This is a genomic window from Clostridium akagii DSM 12554 (assembly GCF_000686725.1).
Lineage (GTDB): Bacteria > Bacillota > Clostridia > Clostridiales > Clostridiaceae > Clostridium_I > Clostridium_I akagii.
Genome location: NZ_KK366008.1, coordinates 493,013 through 511,383, shown reverse-complemented (window position 1 = coordinate 511,383; position 18,371 = coordinate 493,013). Strand labels below are relative to the sequence as shown.

Here is an 18,371-nt window from a genome sequence, read left to right as displayed (position 1 = left end):
TTGGAGCTGGACCTGTGCAGCAGTTAGGACTTTTACTGGGAGCGGGTAACGAGGAATCATGCTTTGAAGTATCTACCGAATTAACATTGTCAACAACCTTTATAATACCATTTAGCATACCCATCCCACAGGTAAAACTGATATCCCCATCCTTAGGCGTAAACTGAATTATATTATCACCAGAAATTAGTTGCTTTTGTATTTGCAGTGACGGAATTATAAGTTCATAATTACATGAAGTTAATTCTTTACCGGCTATTATCCATTTTACTGGCATGTTTTTTTGTACGTAAAGTACATTTGGGGTATAACCGTCAGCATTAGCAGTCATTTTTATTATCTGTACACCGTTTTCAATTACTGGTTTAAATGTATTTACTGAAGAGGCTTTAGTAGCACCATAAGTTCCACTTGCAGTATTAGAATTAAAAAAAGGCAATGAAATACCAGCTAAAGTAAATCCTCTGCTACCCATAATTAAACCTAGAACTACTACTATAACTCCACTTAACTTTAAAAGCTTTTTTGTGTAACCTTTATTTAAAATAGAGGATAAAGTACCAAAAGTTAACATCAAAGGAACAGTTCCTAGGGAGAATAAAAACATTGATAGAGCCCCTTTTGTTAGACTACCAGTTCCTAAAGCATAAAGTTGCATCGTTTGAAGAGGTCCACATGGCATAAGTCCGTTAAGTATACCTACAAAAAAAGGGGTTTTAGGTTTTTTCTTAATTGAACATGATGACCAAGGTAGATTAATGTTAAGCTTTCTAAATAAACTAAAACCAGACATATTTAAACCCATTATTATCATGAATAAGCCAGCAAAAATTTGAAGTCCAGCTTTAGCATTTATTGAAAGGGACACTGCAGAACCAAGTGCTCCAACAATTCCACCAAGAATGGTATAGGAAACTACTCTTCCAGCATTATATAAAACTGCAGGTTTTAGTGCTTCAAATTTATTTGAACTTTCTTTTACAATACTTTGAGATAACATTATTCCACCACACATTCCAACGCAGTGTAGTGAAGTCAGAATACCAACAACAAATAGCATAAAATAAGTTGCTCCATTTAGCCTTGAGTTTATATCAAAACTTGAAGCTGAAGTACTCAAAAGAATAATTGCAGCAGCTATTATTAATATACCAACAATTTTAAAATTATTGGAAGCTTTTGTGCTATAGCCGGCAGAATTAATAGCTCTTTTTATTGTTTCATTATCACAAATATCGGACTCATATTCTACAATAACCTGCTGTTTGCTATAGCTTGCAATAGCATTTTTCACTCCAATTAAATTCTTTATGGCATTTTCAACTCTTATTTCGCAGTGAGCACATGTCATATCGTAAACATTAATAGTTTCTTTTTTTAAACCCACGTATATCACCTTTCCTTGAATATAAATTAAGATATAATCTTATTACATTAAGTATAAATAAAAGATGTGTAGATATTATAAAGAATTAAATCATGATAATTATCTTTAGTCGTAAAATTATGATATTATTAATAGTAATTATATATTATAAAGCGAGTATACAATTATAATTTTAATAACTGGGGGTGTTATATATGATTGTAAGGTCAATAACTAATTTAAAATTGTTTAAGGTACTAGATGAAGGTACTAATGAAATGTTTTATGGCTGCAATCAAGAGTGGTATGGCACAGATTGGCAACGCCGCTCTGGATGTGGCCCATCGGTTGCAAGTAATATCGTTTTTTATCTAAATAATAACAAAACTATTTCGGATGCGGAGAAAAACGTGAACACTAAAAATAAATGTGTATCTTTCATGGAAGAGGTTTGGGAACATGTTACACCAACAAATGAAGGGATACCTACAACTAAAATGTTTTATGATCATGTGGTTGCATACACAAAATCAAAAGGGTTAAATGTAAAATACGGATTTTGTGATGTGCCTGAAGATAAATTACTACGACCTAAATTATCGAAAATATTGGATTTTTTAGAAGAAGCATTGATAAAAGATTCACCTATTGCATTTTTGAATTTATCTAATGGGGATGAGAAAAATTTAGAACCATGGCACTGGGTTACTATAATTTCACTCCAGTTTACAGAAAATAAAAAAAGTGCATTTATAAAAATATTAGATGAGGGATTAATTAAAAATATCAATCTTGAGTTATGGTACAATACTACAACGCTTGGCGGAGGATTCGTATATTTATTAAACGCAACTAGTTAGATGGTTCAAAATATCTATTTATGGCTTTTGCTATAGATATAATAGTCTATTTTCTCTAAAATGCCTAAGATTCAGATTGGATGTGTTTAAGATTAATAATGTGAATTCTCAGTTTGGTATGTCTTTGATAATTATAGTAATAGGATATACATTTAAAAGATTAAACTTAATAAAGGAAGAAGATGGGGATGGAATGGCAAGAATTCTATTCAACATCACTCTTCCTGCTCTTATTTTTGTTACATTTAATTCAATGAAGTTGGACCATTCACTAATTTTACTTACTATAATAAGTGCAGTATATGGAATTATAATGTCATTTATAGGAGTATATGCTTTCAGAAAAGAACAAAAAAACATGAGAGGGACTTTGGCTATGCTAGTCCCTGGTTTTAACATAGGATTGTTTGCATATCCACTTATTCAATCAATTTGGGGAAAGAATGGATTAAAATATATTGGTATGTTTGATATGGGAAATTCCCTAACAATGTTTATTTTCTGCTATATAATTGCAGCTTATTTCTCAACAAGCGAAACAAAAATAGGGATAAAAGAAATTGTAAAAAAATCATTTGCTTCAGTGCCACTTATGGCTTACATAATCATACTCCTTGTTAATTTAGCTGGATTTCATCTTCCTTCACAGTTTATAAGTGTTTGTGGGATAATATCTAAGGCAAACATGCCTCTATCACTTTTACTCCTTGGGGTATTCTTAAATTTTTCCATAGAAAAAAAATATTATAAAAATATTATAAAAATATTAGCTGTAAGATACAGTATTGGTCTAGTTCTTGGAATTATATTGTTCAAAATACTGCCGTTTAATTCAATGTTTCGGTATACCATCCTCATAGGACTAAGCCTTCCAATTGGTATGGCAGTTATACCATATGCAGTGCAATTTAATTATGATAAAAAATTGGTGGGAGCTCTATGCAATATAACGATGATATTAAGCTTTGCACTTATATGGATTATAATTGCATTATAAAGTCTTGATTTGTTCAGTATTTATTATCGACCATTCTTAAAACCTCTTGGAGAAGTTGCCAAAATGGGGTGCGCAGGAGTGGGTGTAAAGAATAAATTTTCAGTGAGAAGGAACAGTGATAGTTTCATGAGTGAAAAAGCATTTTTAGCAAAAAGTAATGAGTACTATGAAAAATTAGGCATAAATAAAAAACCGGCAATTTGGGAAGATGGAATGAGAAGTAGCGGTGGGGAGAGAACCTATGAATGGTGGTATTTTGATGTTGAATATACTGATGGAACCAAAGTTGTTGTTATATTCTATAGTAAAAATGGGTTTGATGTAAGAGGACCAGCACATCCAACAGCATCTATTGAAATAACTTTTCCAAATGGAAAAACTATATTAAAAAGTATTTCGGAAGGCACCGGACAAAAAATTCGTGCTTCAAAAGAGAAATGTGATGTAAAGATTTGTCGAAGCAGTATTAAATATTGTGATGGTAATTATTTCATACATTTTGTAGAAGGCGAAGTTGAATACACTTGCATCATGAAACCTAAATTACCAATGTGGAGACCAGGAACAGGACATTGGTATTATGGGGAGGGACAAAAACATTATTTCGCCTGGTTTGTGGCGATGCCTTCTGCCTATGTTAGTGCTACATTAAGAATTGAAAGGGAAACGTTCAAATTAAATGGAAATGGATATCATGATCACAATTGGGGTAATATCCATATGGGTAGACTCATGAACCATTGGTATTGGTGTCGTGCAAATATTGGAGATTATACAATTATAGCCTGTGATATTATTGCAGAAAAAAAATATGGTTATGCTAGATTACCAGTTTTCATGATAGGAAAACATGGAAATATAATAGCTGATAATGAAGAAAAAACTGCAGTAAAAAGATTAGATACAAAATATCATCCGGTAACTAAAAAATTTATTGATAATAACTTAACTTTTATTCAACAAGTGAGCAATGGAGAAAAGTTTAAAATAGAATTTAAAAGAGAACAGGATATTTTAACTGTAAATATGTTTATAAGCACAGGAATATCTAAAATAAAAAAATTTGCAGCTAAAGCTTTAAAAATCAACCCTTCATATATAAGATGCATAGGTCAAGTTAAATTAACAACTGAAAAGGAGGGAGTTAAAGAAGTTTTTGAAGAAAAAGGTATATGGGAGCAGATGTTTTTTGGTGGCAATAAAGATGCTATAATTGAACAAGTATATAAAAATCATGGGATTTATGGAGGTAATATGCGAAAAATTATTGGGCTTAGAACTTTAAAAACTGCAGTAGGTTCAGCACTTGCAATTATCCTTGCTGGATCTTTAGGGCTAAAGTATGCATCTGCTGCTGGAATCATAACAATCTTAAGTGTTCACAATACAAAAAAAACATCTATAACTTTAGCTAGACAAAGAATTGAATCTACTATTTTAGCTCTAGTCATTTCAGGATCATTATTTCTTGTATTTGGATATACTCCAGTTATTTTTGGTGTATATTTAATTATTTTTATTCCGCTCACTGTGATTTTGAAGATTACAGATGGAATTGTGGTTAGCTCGGTTCTAGTTACTCATTTATTAGTTGAAAAATCTGTATCACCATTTCTAATAAAAAATGAACTTCTACTTATGGCTATAGGTGCTGGAATTGGTATTATTTTAAATATATATATGCCTAAAATTGAAGGTGAAATCAAGGAAAATCAAAGGGATATAGAAGAATATATGAGAAAAATTTTATTTAACATGGCGGAAAGTTTAAGAAACCAGTCTGTACATATTGAAGAGGAAAAGCTATTTAATGACTTAGAGAGTAAATTAAAGGAAGGTACTGAGAGGGCATATAGAAATTTAAATAATTACATTATGAATGAAGTGAAATATTATGTTCAATATATGGAAATGAGAACTCTACAATATGAGATATTAAAATATATGAGAATGCATTTTGTGAAATTTTATATGAATTTTCATCAGACAGAGATGGTGGCAGCATTTACGGAAAAAGTTGCATTAAATTTTGGTGAATTTAATACAGCGCAGGAGCTTATGGCAGAGCTAAAAGGTGTCATGAAAGCTTGTAAAGTTCAAGAACTTCCTAAATCAAGGGAGGAGTTTGAAAATAGAGCTATGCTATTCCAATTTCTAAATGATATGGAGTATCTTTTAGAGATAAAGAAAAATTTTAAGGATAAGCTCCATGGTAATTAAAAAATTAGTATAGCTTAATGCATACTTATGTTAGTATATGTGATATGATATAGTGATATACTGATTATTGAGGTAGTAACTAAGGCAGAAAAACAAACATAATAAAATTGTTAAATTCAAATAGCCTACTTCCAAGTAGGCTATTTTTGTATAATAAAGAAATATAGATAGGTTTGTGCAAAAAAACACTTATATTTCTTTTTAACGGAATATTAACAATCGTTTTGAAAGGTGGTATATTATGGAAAATGATAAACTGGATGAATTCGAGAAAAAAATGGCTAAAAAATTAAGTGGGCCTATAGACTTAGAACAATATAATAAGTATGAAGTTAAACGAGGACTTAGAGATACTGATGGTAGAGGAGTGCTTGTTGGTTTAACGGAAATAGGAGAAGTAAATTCATTTATATCTAAGGAAAATAAGATGGTTCCAGTACCAGGTTCATTAAGGTATAGAGGTATAAACATTAACAATTTAGTAGATGGTTTCGTTGAAGATTCTAGGTTTGGATTTGAAGAAACTTGTTATTTGCTACTTTTTAGTGAACTACCAACTGAACAAGAACTAAAAACATTCACAGAATTATTGGCTAAATACAGAAATCTCCCTGATGGGTTTGTACGAGATATGATACTTAAAATGCCAAGTAAAAATATAATGAATTCATTAGCAAGGAGTGTTTTGGCACTTTATAGCCTGGACGATAAAGCTGAGGATACCACTGTAAGTAATGTTCTTGAGCAATGCCTTCGATTAATTGCCTGTTTCCCACTTATTGGAGTTTACGGCTATCAAGCATTATCACATTATCATAATAATAACAGTCTGATTATTCATGATCCAAGTCCAGAATTAAGTACTGCTGAAAATATTCTTTATATGCTTAGAGATGATAGTAAATATACAAAACTTGAGGCTATATTACTTGACCTTTCACTAGTACTTCATGCAGAACATGGTGGTGGTAATAACTCCACATTTGTTACACATGTAGTAACTTCCTCTGGGTCGGATACCTATTCAGTAATAGCTGCAGCTCTTGGTTCTTTAAAAGGTCCAAGACATGGTGGTGCGAATATTAAAGTTGTTAAAATGTTTGAAGATATGAAGGAAAGAGTAAGTGATTGGACCGATGACAAAGAAATTGAAAAATATTTATCAAAAATACTTAATAAAGAGGCATTTGATAAATCGGGGCTAATTTATGGAATAGGTCATGCTGTTTATTCTATATCTGATCCAAGAGCAGTTATTTTCAAAGGATATGTTGAAAGGCTAGCTAAGGAAAAGGGTCTTGAAGATGAATACAATCTTTATGCAAAAGTTGAAGAACTAGCACCAAAAGTAATTGCCAGTGTTAGAAAAATTTACAAAGGGGTAAGCGCTAATGTGGATTTTTATTCGGGATTTGTATATAGAATGCTAGATATACCAGCTGAGATGTTTACACCTATTTTTGCTATATCAAGAATATCTGGTTGGAGCGCTCATAGGCTTGAGGAAATAATAAACAATGGTAAGATTATTAGACCTGCATATAAATGTGTTGCAGAAAGAAGTTCTTATATCCCATTAGGTGATAGATAATTATGGGGTAGGTTATTGTAAGTTAAATGAGGAGTAACAATTACAAAGGAAATCCTCATTTAACAATGAGACCTAGTAAGGTGGCAAGTGAACTTGCTTGCATAGCAGTAACTATAGCACCATTAATATCTGCAATATTTACACCTAAACCTTCAATGTCAGAACTAGTAAAATCTATTCCGTTAAGATTTGTGAAATTCATTTGTGACATAAGAAGATTTGATTCCTTAAATTCAATTTTAGAAAGTATTGAATTTTGAAAGTTTGATGCACGTAATTGACATTGTAGAAAAGAAACTTTTTTACAATTGGAATTACTAAAAAGAGCATATTGACCATTACAGTTTTCAAAAGTTGTATCTCTAAGGGTAGATTGATTTAAATTAATACCAATAATCTTACAATTTATAAATTCAACTCTGTACAATGAAGCTTCATCAAAGTCTACGTTTGATAAATTACAGTTTTCAAATCTCACATCTTCTAATTCTATATGTCTAAATATAATTTTATTAAAAATAACATTTTTGAATACCACTTGCTTAAAGGTCATTTTATCTGCTTCTTGATTTTCTAAAGTGCAACTACTAATTATTCCAAAAGAAATTATATTATCATCAAATATATTTTCTTCAGCTAACTCTATGATATCTAAATCATTATTAAATTTAGGTCTTAAAACTTTTGACTTTATTTTAGTGTCCTTCATATACGTTTCCCCCAGTTTAATTTATGAACCTAAACTATTATATCATAATTATATTTAAGAGTACTGATTTTTGATTGTAGACATAATTCTAGTGACTATAAAAGCTTTACAAACATTGAGTTTGTGGGCTTTTATTTTTTATGTAGAATTGAGTCATAAGCATTATGTTAAAAACCAATCAGGTAATATAAAAAAAATATATTGACATATCTATCAGTTCTGATACAATATCACTTGAAGATAAATGATAATGATTATTAATTTCAACTAAGGTTTGCGTGGGGATTTTTAATCGGATTTTAATTATACTAGGAGGAATCAACTTGAAGAAAAAAAGAGTGTTTGGATTAATTACAGGAATTATAATTTGTGCTAGTTTGTTTGCAGGTTGTTCAAGCAATACAGAAAAGGCTAAAAAGGAGAGCAGTACGAAGATAGTTAGCACAATAAAGGGAAATGTAAGTATACCAACTAACCCTAAACGTATTGTGGATATATCGGGAGTTACTGAAGACCTATTAATTTTAAAGCACACTCCAATAGGTACAGCCAATGCTGATTCATATAAAACTACTGAAAAGCCAAGTTATCTTAAAGATGAATTGCGTACATCAAAACTTGTAGGTTTTTCCATGATGGATACAATGGATATGGAGGCTATACTAAAATTAAATCCAGACCTAATTATAATGAGCGAAAGACAAGCAAAGATATATGATCAATTAAAAGCTATAGCACCAGTCGTTATGTTGAAAGATTATGCTAATGATTGGAGATCTCAATTAACTGATGTTTCAAAATTATTTGGACAAGAAAAGGATGCTAAAAAGTGGTTAGCTGATTATGATAAAAAAGCTATTAGTATAGGAAAAGAGATAGAGAAAAAAAATGGGAAACAAACATATCTAACCATATTAGCTAGTTCAGGTAAGTTCTATATTTTTAGCGATGCAGCTATTGGTTCAATTTTATTATCAGACATGAAACTTCCACAACCATCTAACATGCCAAAACAGGAAGGCATAAGTTTACCAGTAGTAACTATGGAAGGATTGGCATCCATTGATGCAGACCATATTATTGCTATAACAACTGATGCAGATAAAAAAGATTTAGAGAACAGTGAAGTTTGGAAGAGTATGAGGGCTGTAAAAGATGGAAATGTTACAATGCTTAATAGTAGTCCATATTTTGCTCAAGGGTATGCGCCAATAGGAAGAGAATTATTACTTGATTTGGTAAAAGGAAAATTTGTGAAGTAATACATAAAAAAATTGTGGTGATAAAAAAGAAAATTTTTAGTCTTTTTATCACCTTTTTACCTTAAGCAAATTGGAGGCGTAAGATTTTAATGGTAAACATAATAGTTAAAAAAAATAAAACAAAGCCAACTAGACTTATTATAAGCTCATTATTAATTATAACTGGACTTATAATTTTGTTTTTTGGTATAATTTTGTCTTCATCATTGGGAGCAAAACACATAAGTTTAGATGTTGTAGTTAATAGTATTACATCATACCATGGAGATATAAATTCAAATATAATTAGAGATATAAGACTTCCAAGGGCAATTTCAGCGGCATTGGTTGGAGCTTTTCTGGCTGCCTCTGGTGCTATAATGCAAGGAATAACAAGAAATCCCATAGCAGATCCTTCAATAATGGGAATTACGCAAGGTGCAACATTTAGTATATCTATAGCTTTTGCAATGAAAGCCAGTATAGGAGGTTCTGGATTGATGCTTTTTGCTTTTGCTGGAGCTAGCCTAAGCGGTTTATTAGTTTACTTGTTAAGTTCAAGATCCATTAAAGGGGTTAGTCCCATTAAACTTGTTTTGGCAGGAACTGCACTAGGAACCCTTTTAATATCACTAGCAACAGGTGTGGCAATGTATTTTAATTTATCTCAGCAGTTAAGTTTTTGGATTTCAGGAGGTCTTGTTACTGCAAAGTGGCAGGGAGTTAGATTACTAGCTTCTGTTGGTGTATTTGGGGTGATAGCTGCAATAATTATTTCTCCTAAAATAACAATTTTAAGCCTAGGGGAAGAAATCGCTATAGGGCTTGGACAAAAAACAAATATTATAAGATTCATTGGTATAGTAATAGTAATATTATTGAGTGGTAGTTCAGTAGCAGTAGCAGGAAATATTGCATTTATTGGACTTATTGTACCACAAATTGTAAGAAGTTTAGTTGGGCCTGATTATAGATTTATAATTCCATGTTCACTAGTATTAGGTGCAGTATTATTGGTTTATAGTGATATAGCTTCTAGGATGATAAATCAACCTTATGAAACACCTATTGGTGCATTAACAGTATTACTTGGAGTACCCTTCTTTATATATATTGTGAGAAAGGAGGCAAAACCATTATAAAGCGTAGCTATGAGAAAATAAAAAAAAATGTTTTGATCCTAGGATTTTTAATCATTTTACTACTTTCTATATTTGTAATTAGCTTTAATATAGGAACATTTGCTATAACACCAATTGACGTAATTAAAACTTTGCTAGGACAAGGAAACGAAAAGCAGGAATTAGTGCTTTTTACCATGAGGCTTCCAAGGATAATAATAGCAATATTGGTAGGAAGTGCACTAGCTATATCAGCAACGGTACTTCAAGGAATAACTAAAAATGATTTAGCTGACCCTGGTATAGTAGGTATAAGCTCTGGAGCAGCGGTGGCTGTTGTTATTTATATTTATTTTATGAATAGGGGGGGATCATCTGATATAAGTAAATTAACTGTATTTACTATGCCATTAGTAGCTTTGTTTGGAGCTGGTTTTGGAGCTTTGTTAATTTACACATTGGCATTTAAAAAGGGGCTAGAGCCTACCAGATTTATTTTGATGGGTATAGGTATAAATTCAGCTTTTAACGCTATATTAATTATATTTCAACTTAGGTTTACAACCCAAGAATTTAATAAAGTAATGGTTTGGACCTCAGGAAGTATTTGGGGAACAAGTTGGACTTATGTTTTTGCAACAGTACCTTGGGTATTTATTTTTACTGGACTAATAATTTATAAAGCAAGATATCTAGATGTATTAAGTTTAGGAGATGAGATGTCATTGGGCCTAGGCGTAAATGTAGAGAGGGAAAGAAGAGTATTATTGATATACGCTGTGGCACTGGCCGGTGTTGCCACAGCAGTAGCGGGAACCATATCATTTTTGGGACTGGTTTCTCCACATATAGCTAGGAGACTAGTTGGACCAAGACATAAACTATTAATACCAACTTCAGCAATCGTGAGTTCAATAATTTTACTTTTATCCGATACTATAGCAAAAAATATTTTAGCCCCTCTTGAGGTGCCAGTTGGAATAATTGTTTCAATTATTGGAGTACCATATTTTATATTTTTGCTTTTAAAAGAATAATTTAGGAGGCACATATGGAAAGTATAAAAACTGAAAATTTATCTATAGCATATGGGAGTTTTGAGATAGTAACAGATCTAGATTTAAATATACCTAAGGGTAAGATCACTACCATAATAGGTCCAAATGGATGTGGAAAATCAACTATATTAAAGACTATAGCTAGAATATTACAAAGTAAAAGTGGGAGTGTTTATATAAATGGTGTTGATATACAAGGATTAAGTTCAAAAGCAATAGCAAAAGAAATGGCGGTTTTGCCTCAAAGTCCGCAGGCACCAAGTGGATTAACTGTGGGTGAGTTAGTGGCCTATGGAAGATTTCCACATCAAAGTGGGTTTGGAAAACTGAATAAAGTGGACAGAGAGAAAATAAATTGGGCTTTAAATATAATTGATATGAAACAATTTAAACATAGACCTATAGAATCATTATCAGGAGGACAAAGACAAAGAGTTTGGATAGCTATGGCTTTGGTACAAGATACTGAAATATTGTTATTAGATGAACCAACAACATATTTGGATTTGGCACACCAACTTGAAATCCTGCAGTTATTAGATAAATTAAACAAAGAACAGGGACGAACAATAGTTATGGTTATTCACGAGCTAAATAATGCCGCAAGATTTGCAGATTATATGGTGGGTATTAAAGATGGAAATATAGTATGTAAAGGTACACCAGACGAGATAATGACTAAAGATAATTTAAGAAAAATATTTAATATAGAAGCTGAAATAGTTAAAGAACCTATAAATAATAAACCGGTTTGCATAACATATAATTTAGGATAGAACATTAAAGCTTGTGTAAAAAAAGAAAAAAATCCTCTTTAATCTAAAGATCAACAAATAAAATGCATATTTTTACATTTGAAATTTGATGAATTTTCTGATATAATATAAAAATAGGAATCCACTTTGTTAAATGTTTTCACTGAATTTAACGAAGTGGTGCTTTTTTTTATGCTTTTTATAAATTTCCTGTAAAAAGTTAGATGCTTATATAAATTAGTGAATTAATCACAAAATAAAAATAGGTATTACTATTGTTCTGCAAAGGAGAAACGTATTGAATATTAATAAAATTTGGCAAGGAAAGACTATAAAACAGGTGCGTGGAAAATGTGAAAATACCATTTCACATTTTCAAAGTAAAATTCAAAATACATATAACACCAAAAATGCCCGTATAACTAAGGAGACTAAGGATACAATACAAGAATGTAAGGAGTTTCAACAACAATCTGAAAAGAAATTTGAGGATTATTATAAACGAAAAAAATTTATAGATTATATTGTATATGTAGATTTAGCAATTTCAAATATACTTTTAGTAGTTTTATGTTATTTTATGTTTATAAAGTGAAACTTGTATCTAATAGATAATTAAGAATCATCAGTACTGTTTTTACAAAGGAGGATCATTATGAATATTAAAGATATATGGAAAACAAAATCACTGAAACAGGTACTTCATTCTGCAGAGAAATCAGATCTTAAAAAGAATCTTACATCAACAGATCTAGCGGCACTTGGAATAGGTGCAGTACTTGGTACTGGGATTTTTGTTTCAACAGGGGTTGGTGCTCATATGGCAGGACCAGCGGTAGTTCTATCATTTATTGTAGCTGCAATAACTAGCGGACTTTGTGCACTTACTTATGCAGAACTTGCTACTATGTTTCCAGTTGCAGGGAGTACGTATACATATTCATATATTGCTTTTGGTGAAGTTATAGCTTGGATTATAGGATGGGATCTAATGCTTGAGTATTTAGTTTCCTCAGCAGCAGTTGCATCTGGCTGGTCTGGAACTTTCGTAGGGCTATTAAAATCTGCTGGACTTAATTTACCTACAGTGATAACCCATGGACCAACGGAAGGTGGATTTGTTGATTTACCATCTGTCCTTATAGTGGGGCTTGTAACATGTATATTGTTTGTAGGTATAAAAGAAAGTGCGAAACTTAACAATGCAATAGTTTTAATAAAAATTGCTGTAATTGTTTTGTTTATAGTGCTTGGAGTATTTCATATTAGTGTAGCTAACTATAAGCCATTTGCTCCTTTTGGATGGAAAGGTGTTATGGCAGGTGCTTCAATAATGTTCTTTGCTTATATTGGATTTGATGCAGTTTCTACTGCGGCAGAAGAAACTATAAATCCAAAGAGGGATGTACCTAGAGGACTTGCAATTTGTCTTGGAGTGGTAATTATACTTTACGTTACAGTAGCAGTTGTTATAACTGGTATGGTTCCATTTAAAGCAATAAGTCAAAATAATGCTATCCCAGATGCATTAACAAAGTTTGGAATCAATTGGGGTGCGGCCCTGGTTGGAACCGGTGCAGTTATAGGTATGATTTCAACATTACTTGTAATGCTTTATGGACAGATAAGGGTATTTATGGTTATGTCTCGAGATGGTTTATTACCTAAGGTGTTCTCAAAAGTACACCCAGTTCATAAAACACCTACCCTTTGCACAGTAATTACTGGGGTTTTAGCTGCGGCAATATCAGGATTTTTACCATTGCAGGAAATAATAAAATTATGTAATATAGGAACATTATTTGCCTTTGTTCTTGTTTCTGTAGGGGTTATTGTACTTAGAAAAACTATGCCCAATGCTGAAAGAAAATTCAGATGTCCTTGGGTACCGTTTTTACCAATACTTACTATAATAGCTTGTGGTTACTTAATGTCGGCTTTACCTTTAGAAACATGGATTAGATTTGTAATCTGGTTATTATTGGGACTAATAATATATTTCGCTTATGGTAGAAAGCATAGTGAACTCCAAAAAGCCAATGCTCCTATATACACTAAAATGTTAACTTGGGTTAATGAGCATCATATTAAATTTCCAAGACATAAAGAAAAAAAATAAAAGTTTCCAAAGTTAAGTAGACTACCATATGGTAGTCTATTTTGGTATAATGTAAAGATGTAAGTAGATTTATGTAAGCAAAACTACTTACATTCTTTTTTTCATTAATAATGGATTAAGATTAAATAGTTTAAAAAATATATATAATATACATAATATATATCATGAGGGAGTGAAGCTACTTGAATGATGTTTTAACAAATCAAGATCTTAAAGAATTATTGGTATATAGTAGCACAGAACAGCTGGAACAATATCTGGAGGATATACATCCAGCTGATATACTAGAGGTCTTAAGAGATAGTGATATTGATAAATTAAAAATAATGGAAAAATTACCTGTATGGCTTATAGCTAATGTTTTCGAGGAAATGGAAGAGGAAGAAAAAGAGGATTTTTTAAACCTGTTCTCAGAACTTGAACAATATAAAATTGTTAATGAAATGACTTCAGATGAGATAGCAGATTTACTGGCAAACCTAGAACCAGAAAGAATAATTAGATTTTTAGGACATTTAGGAAAAGAAGAGGCTGAAGATGTAAAAGAACTTTTAAACTATGAAGATGATACTGCTGGTGGACTTATGGCTTCAGAATTTTTGGCCATTAAGGAAACTATGACTGTAAAAGAAACTTTGAAATATCTTCAAACGGCAGGTATTGATGCGGAAACGGCCTATTACCTTTATGTATTAGATGAAAATGATATTTTAAAAGGAATAATATCACTTAGAGAGTTAGTTATTTCAACCTTTCATACGAAAATAGGAGAAATAATGCATGAAAAAGTAAAAAGTCTTCCAGTAGAAATGGATCAAGAAGAGGTTGCAACTATATTTGAAAAATATGGATTTCAAGCAATGCCTGTTACGGATGAAAAGGGTGAGATGCTTGGTGTAATTACTGTGGATGACATTATTGAGGTAGTAAGAGAGGAAGCAACTGAAGATATCTTACGTCTTGGTGGAGTTAATGAGGGTGAAATAATTGATGGACCAACATTCTCTTCGGTAAAGAGCAGATTGCCATGGCTTTATGTTAATCTAGTAACAGCAATACTTGCAGGAGCCACTGTAGGTGTTTTTAGTAACACCATTGATAAAGTAGTTATACTTGCAGCTTTTAATCCTATAATAGCGGGGATGGGAGGAAATGCAGGAACTCAAAGCTTAACACTAATTGTAAGAGGTATAGCATTAGGAGAATTTACAAAAGAAAACGCAAAAAAAATATTTCGAAAAGAAATATTAGTTGGATTAATTAATGGAGCGGCTATTGGCGTTGTAATAGCAATAATTGGAATGGTGTGGTCTCGTAAACCTGTATTTGGAATAGTGGTTGGAGTATCTATGATTGGTAACATGTGTGTTGCAACTATTGTAGGATATCTAGTTCCTGTAATATTAAAAAAACTAAAGGTAGATCCTGCATTAGCTTCAGCTGTTTTTGTAACTACATTTACTGATGTGTGTGGTTTCTTTTTCTTTCTTGGTCTAGCTACATTGCTTTTAAAATACCTAATATAAGTAGTGACAAGTGCCAAGATTTTTAACGGAACATAGTATGAATAATGATTATAAAAGCGCAAAAAATAAAACGCATGATATTGGTATTAATAGTTGACATAAAATCATATGCATGATATTGTTTGTTAGTACATAACTTCGATTGGAATACTAGGAGGGATCATTATGAAAAAAATATCTTTATTAATTACTGCATTAATAACTGTAGCTATTGTTAGTACAGGATGCGGAGTAAGCAATAGTAGTAGCACACAACAATCAAATAGTTTATCAAAAATAAAAAGTGATGGTGTAATAAAAATTGGTACAGAGGGAACATACGCGCCATTTACATTTCATGATAGTAACGGGAATTTGACAGGGTTTGATGTTGATATAGCTAAAGAAGTTGCAAAACGTCTTGGCGTTAAGACTAAATTTGTTGAAACAAAGTGGGATGGAATGTTCGCAGGACTTGATGCTAAAAGATTTGATATTGTTGTAAACGAAGTGGGAGTGAATGCTGACAGACAAAAAAAATATGACTTTTCAAATCCATATATTGTGTCAAAAGCAGTCCTTGTTGTTAACAGTGATAATAACAGCATAAAAAGTTTTGAAGATTTAAAAGGTAAAAAGTCAGCACAAAGCCTAACAAGTAACTTTGCTAAAATAGCTACAAAGTACGGTGCTGAACTTGTACAAGATGATGGATTTAACGCATCAATTGATTTATTAACTTCAAAAAGAGTTGATGCATCAGTTAATGATAGTTTATCTTACTTAGATTTAAAAAAACAAAAGCCTAATGCACCTGTAAAAATAGTTGCAACTTACACAAATGCTGATAAAAGTGCCATATTGTTTAGAAAAGGGAATACAGAATTAATAGCAGCAGTAAATAAAGCTTTAGCTGATATGAAATCAGATGGAACTTATTTGAAAATATCCAATAAATGGTTTGGTACTGATGTATCAAAATAATAGGGTGATGTAATGAAGTTAGACGATTCAACATTAAGAATAATACACATACTCACAAGTTCTTTTTTTCCTTTGTTAAAAGCAGGACTAGAATTTACAGTTCCACTTGCTGTGATATCATTTATACTTGGGCTAATACTTGCATTGTTAACGGCATTAGCACGTATTTCAAATATAAAACCTTTGGTAGCAATAGCAAAGTTTTATGTTTTTATAATTAGGGGAACCCCTTTACTAGTTCAATTATTTATTATCTTTTATGGTCTACCTGCTGCAGGAATCACAATTGGTGCGTTAACTTCTGCCACAATTGGATTTACTTTGAGTGTAGGCGCATATAATTCTGAAATAATAAGAGCATCAATTTTGTCTACAAATAAAGGGCAATGGGAAGCTGCTTATTCCATTGGCATGAGTGATAATCAGGCATTACGACGAGTTATTTTACCACAAGCTGCAAGGGTTGCTATACCGGCACTTGCAAATTCATTTATTAGTCTTGTCAAGGATACATCACTAGCAGCAACAATAACTGTGACGGAACTGTTTCAGGTTGCACAAACAATAACTGCAACAACATATGAGCCACTATATTTATATAGCGAAGCGGCATTTATCTATCTAATATTTTGTGCAGTATTGTCTTTATTTCAGCAAAAGCTAGAAAAAAGACTAGAAAGGTCTGTGGCAATGTAATGGAGGATAATATTATGATTGATATAAAAAATTTGCATAAGAGTTTTGGAAATGATGAGATTTTAAAAGGTGTAAATTTACAAGTAAACAAGGGTGAAACAACAGTAATTATTGGGCCATCTGGTTCAGGGAAAACTACATTGCTACGTTGTATAAATCTACTAGAAACTCCTAGTGAGGGTACAATCAGTGTGGGAACTAGCAAATTAACTTTTGATAAAGATAATAAACCAAGTAAAAAAGAAGTAATAACGCTAAGAAAGAAAACAGGAATGGTATTTCAAGGATTTTATTTATTTCCTCATATGACAGTTATAGAAAATATTATTGAAGGATTAGTTATTGTTCTAAAACGTCCCAAAAATGAAGCTCGTGAAAAGGGACTTAAACTTTTAGAAAAAGTTGGACTTATAGAAAAGTGTGATGATTATCCATATCAATTGTCTGGTGGACAACAGCAAAGAGTTGCTATAGCACGTGCAATGGCCATGGAACCTGATGTGTTACTATTTGATGAACCAACATCTGCACTTGATCCTGAAATTGAGGGAGAAGTGTTAAAAGTAATGAAAAACCTATCACATGAAGGCATGACCATGGTAATTGTAACTCATAAAATGAGCTTTGCAAGAAATACTGCTCATAAAGTAATATTTTTGGATCATGGACTTATTGTGGAAGAGGGCAGCCCAAAGCAAATATTTGAGGAAACAGAAAATCAAAGAATAAAACAGTTTCTAAGTTTGTTTAATGATTAATATTAATATGTTGGTATTTCAGTAAATAAATGAAACGGGGCTGTTGCATTAGCGATTTTTTTAATTGCTATGAACAGCTCTTTTTCTATACTATATTTTAGATTTTAGGATTGAATTTATGTTTTTTGAAATTGAAATGTAAAAAGGGTACAGAAAATAAAGGGTATTTTTACCCATTTTTTTTGAATTTTAAAATTCTAAAGTTTACGCTGCTTTTAATGGAAAAACATAAGAACCACAACGTCCATTTTGTATTTTATTGTGTAACTTATTTACGTTATGTGAAATCCCAAGCAAGATGCATTCTGCCAGTATATTTTGTTGTCCACGACACAAGAAGCGTCTGAATCCCATGTCTTGCTTTACTTCACCTTTTACTGATTTCATAATT

15 protein-coding genes and 1 pseudogene are annotated in these 18,371 nt (G+C 31.7%); 14 read left to right on the top strand and 2 right to left on the bottom strand.

The annotated features are described in order from the left end of the window. Nucleotides 1-10 precede the first annotated feature (10 nt). A pseudogene (locus BR66_RS0120885) lies at nucleotides 11-1,387 on the bottom strand (urease accessory protein UreH domain-containing protein); the annotation flags it as partial. A 194-nt stretch (nucleotides 1,388-1,581) separates the two neighbouring features. Between BR66_RS0120885 and BR66_RS0120880 the strand changes: the two are divergent. From BR66_RS0120880 to BR66_RS0120860, 4 genes are all read left to right on the top strand, one after another. Further along, the gene (locus tag BR66_RS0120880; protein ID WP_026884658.1) at nucleotides 1,582-2,226 is read left to right on the top strand and encodes a hypothetical protein; all 645 of its coding nucleotides are present in this window, start codon (nucleotides 1,582-1,584) and stop codon (nucleotides 2,224-2,226) included. An 82-nt stretch (nucleotides 2,227-2,308) separates the two neighbouring features. Then, a complete protein-coding gene (locus tag BR66_RS0120875) occupies nucleotides 2,309-3,223 on the top strand; it encodes an AEC family transporter (protein ID WP_242841193.1) in 915 nt (304 codons plus the stop codon). Nucleotides 3,224-4,477: 1,254 nt separating this feature from the next. Next, nucleotides 4,478-5,443: an aromatic acid exporter family protein gene (locus BR66_RS0120865; RefSeq protein WP_026884683.1), complete on the top strand. Its 966-nt coding sequence runs from the start codon at nucleotides 4,478-4,480 to the stop codon at nucleotides 5,441-5,443. A 241-nt stretch (nucleotides 5,444-5,684) separates the two neighbouring features. Then, the gene (locus tag BR66_RS0120860; RefSeq protein ID WP_026884656.1) at nucleotides 5,685-7,034 is read left to right on the top strand and encodes a citrate/2-methylcitrate synthase; all 1,350 of its coding nucleotides are present in this window, start codon (nucleotides 5,685-5,687) and stop codon (nucleotides 7,032-7,034) included. A gap of 55 nt (nucleotides 7,035-7,089) precedes the next feature. Here the strand turns inward: BR66_RS0120860 and BR66_RS0120855 are convergent, their stop codons facing one another. Beyond that, on the bottom strand, nucleotides 7,090-7,743 hold the full coding sequence (locus tag BR66_RS0120855) for a pentapeptide repeat-containing protein (protein ID WP_026884655.1): 654 nt from the start codon (nucleotides 7,741-7,743) through the stop codon (nucleotides 7,090-7,092). Nucleotides 7,744-8,066: 323 nt separating this feature from the next. Between BR66_RS0120855 and BR66_RS0120850 the strand changes: the two genes are divergently transcribed. From BR66_RS0120850 to BR66_RS0120805, 10 genes are all read left to right on the top strand, one after another. Continuing rightward, nucleotides 8,067-9,005 (top strand): ABC transporter substrate-binding protein, encoded by a 939-nt coding sequence (locus BR66_RS0120850; RefSeq protein WP_026884654.1) that lies wholly within the window; start codon nucleotides 8,067-8,069, stop codon nucleotides 9,003-9,005. Between the two features lie 89 nt (nucleotides 9,006-9,094). Then, nucleotides 9,095-10,126: a FecCD family ABC transporter permease gene (locus BR66_RS0120845; protein WP_051624332.1), complete on the top strand. Its 1,032-nt coding sequence runs from the start codon at nucleotides 9,095-9,097 to the stop codon at nucleotides 10,124-10,126. Nucleotides 10,127-10,158: 32 nt separating this feature from the next. Continuing rightward, nucleotides 10,159-11,142, top strand: a complete 984-nt coding sequence (locus BR66_RS0120840; RefSeq protein WP_242841192.1) for a FecCD family ABC transporter permease — start codon at nucleotides 10,159-10,161, stop codon at nucleotides 11,140-11,142. Between the two features lie 14 nt (nucleotides 11,143-11,156). Then, the gene (locus BR66_RS0120835) at nucleotides 11,157-11,939 is read left to right on the top strand and encodes an ABC transporter ATP-binding protein (protein WP_026884651.1); all 783 of its coding nucleotides are present in this window, start codon (nucleotides 11,157-11,159) and stop codon (nucleotides 11,937-11,939) included. A 277-nt stretch (nucleotides 11,940-12,216) separates the two neighbouring features. Continuing rightward, the gene (locus tag BR66_RS0120830) at nucleotides 12,217-12,513 is read left to right on the top strand and encodes a hypothetical protein (RefSeq protein ID WP_026884650.1); all 297 of its coding nucleotides are present in this window, start codon (nucleotides 12,217-12,219) and stop codon (nucleotides 12,511-12,513) included. A 60-nt stretch (nucleotides 12,514-12,573) separates the two neighbouring features. After that, nucleotides 12,574-14,037 carry an amino acid permease gene (locus BR66_RS24425; protein WP_084156574.1) on the top strand — a complete coding sequence of 488 codons (1,464 nt, stop codon included), beginning with the start codon at nucleotides 12,574-12,576 and terminating at the stop codon, nucleotides 14,035-14,037. 182 nt (nucleotides 14,038-14,219) lie between these two features. Next, nucleotides 14,220-15,563, top strand: coding sequence for a magnesium transporter (gene mgtE, locus BR66_RS0120820; RefSeq protein WP_026884649.1), 1,344 nt, complete (start codon nucleotides 14,220-14,222; stop codon nucleotides 15,561-15,563). Between the two features lie 165 nt (nucleotides 15,564-15,728). Further along, nucleotides 15,729-16,526: an amino acid ABC transporter substrate-binding protein gene (locus BR66_RS0120815; RefSeq protein ID WP_026884648.1), complete on the top strand. Its 798-nt coding sequence runs from the start codon at nucleotides 15,729-15,731 to the stop codon at nucleotides 16,524-16,526. Between the two features lie 12 nt (nucleotides 16,527-16,538). Beyond that, nucleotides 16,539-17,222, top strand: a complete 684-nt coding sequence (locus tag BR66_RS0120810; RefSeq protein WP_026884647.1) for an amino acid ABC transporter permease — start codon at nucleotides 16,539-16,541, stop codon at nucleotides 17,220-17,222. 14 nt (nucleotides 17,223-17,236) lie between these two features. Beyond that, entirely contained in the window at nucleotides 17,237-17,980 is a 744-nt protein-coding gene (locus tag BR66_RS0120805; protein ID WP_026884646.1) for an amino acid ABC transporter ATP-binding protein, read from the top strand. Nucleotides 17,981-18,371 lie beyond the last annotated feature (391 nt).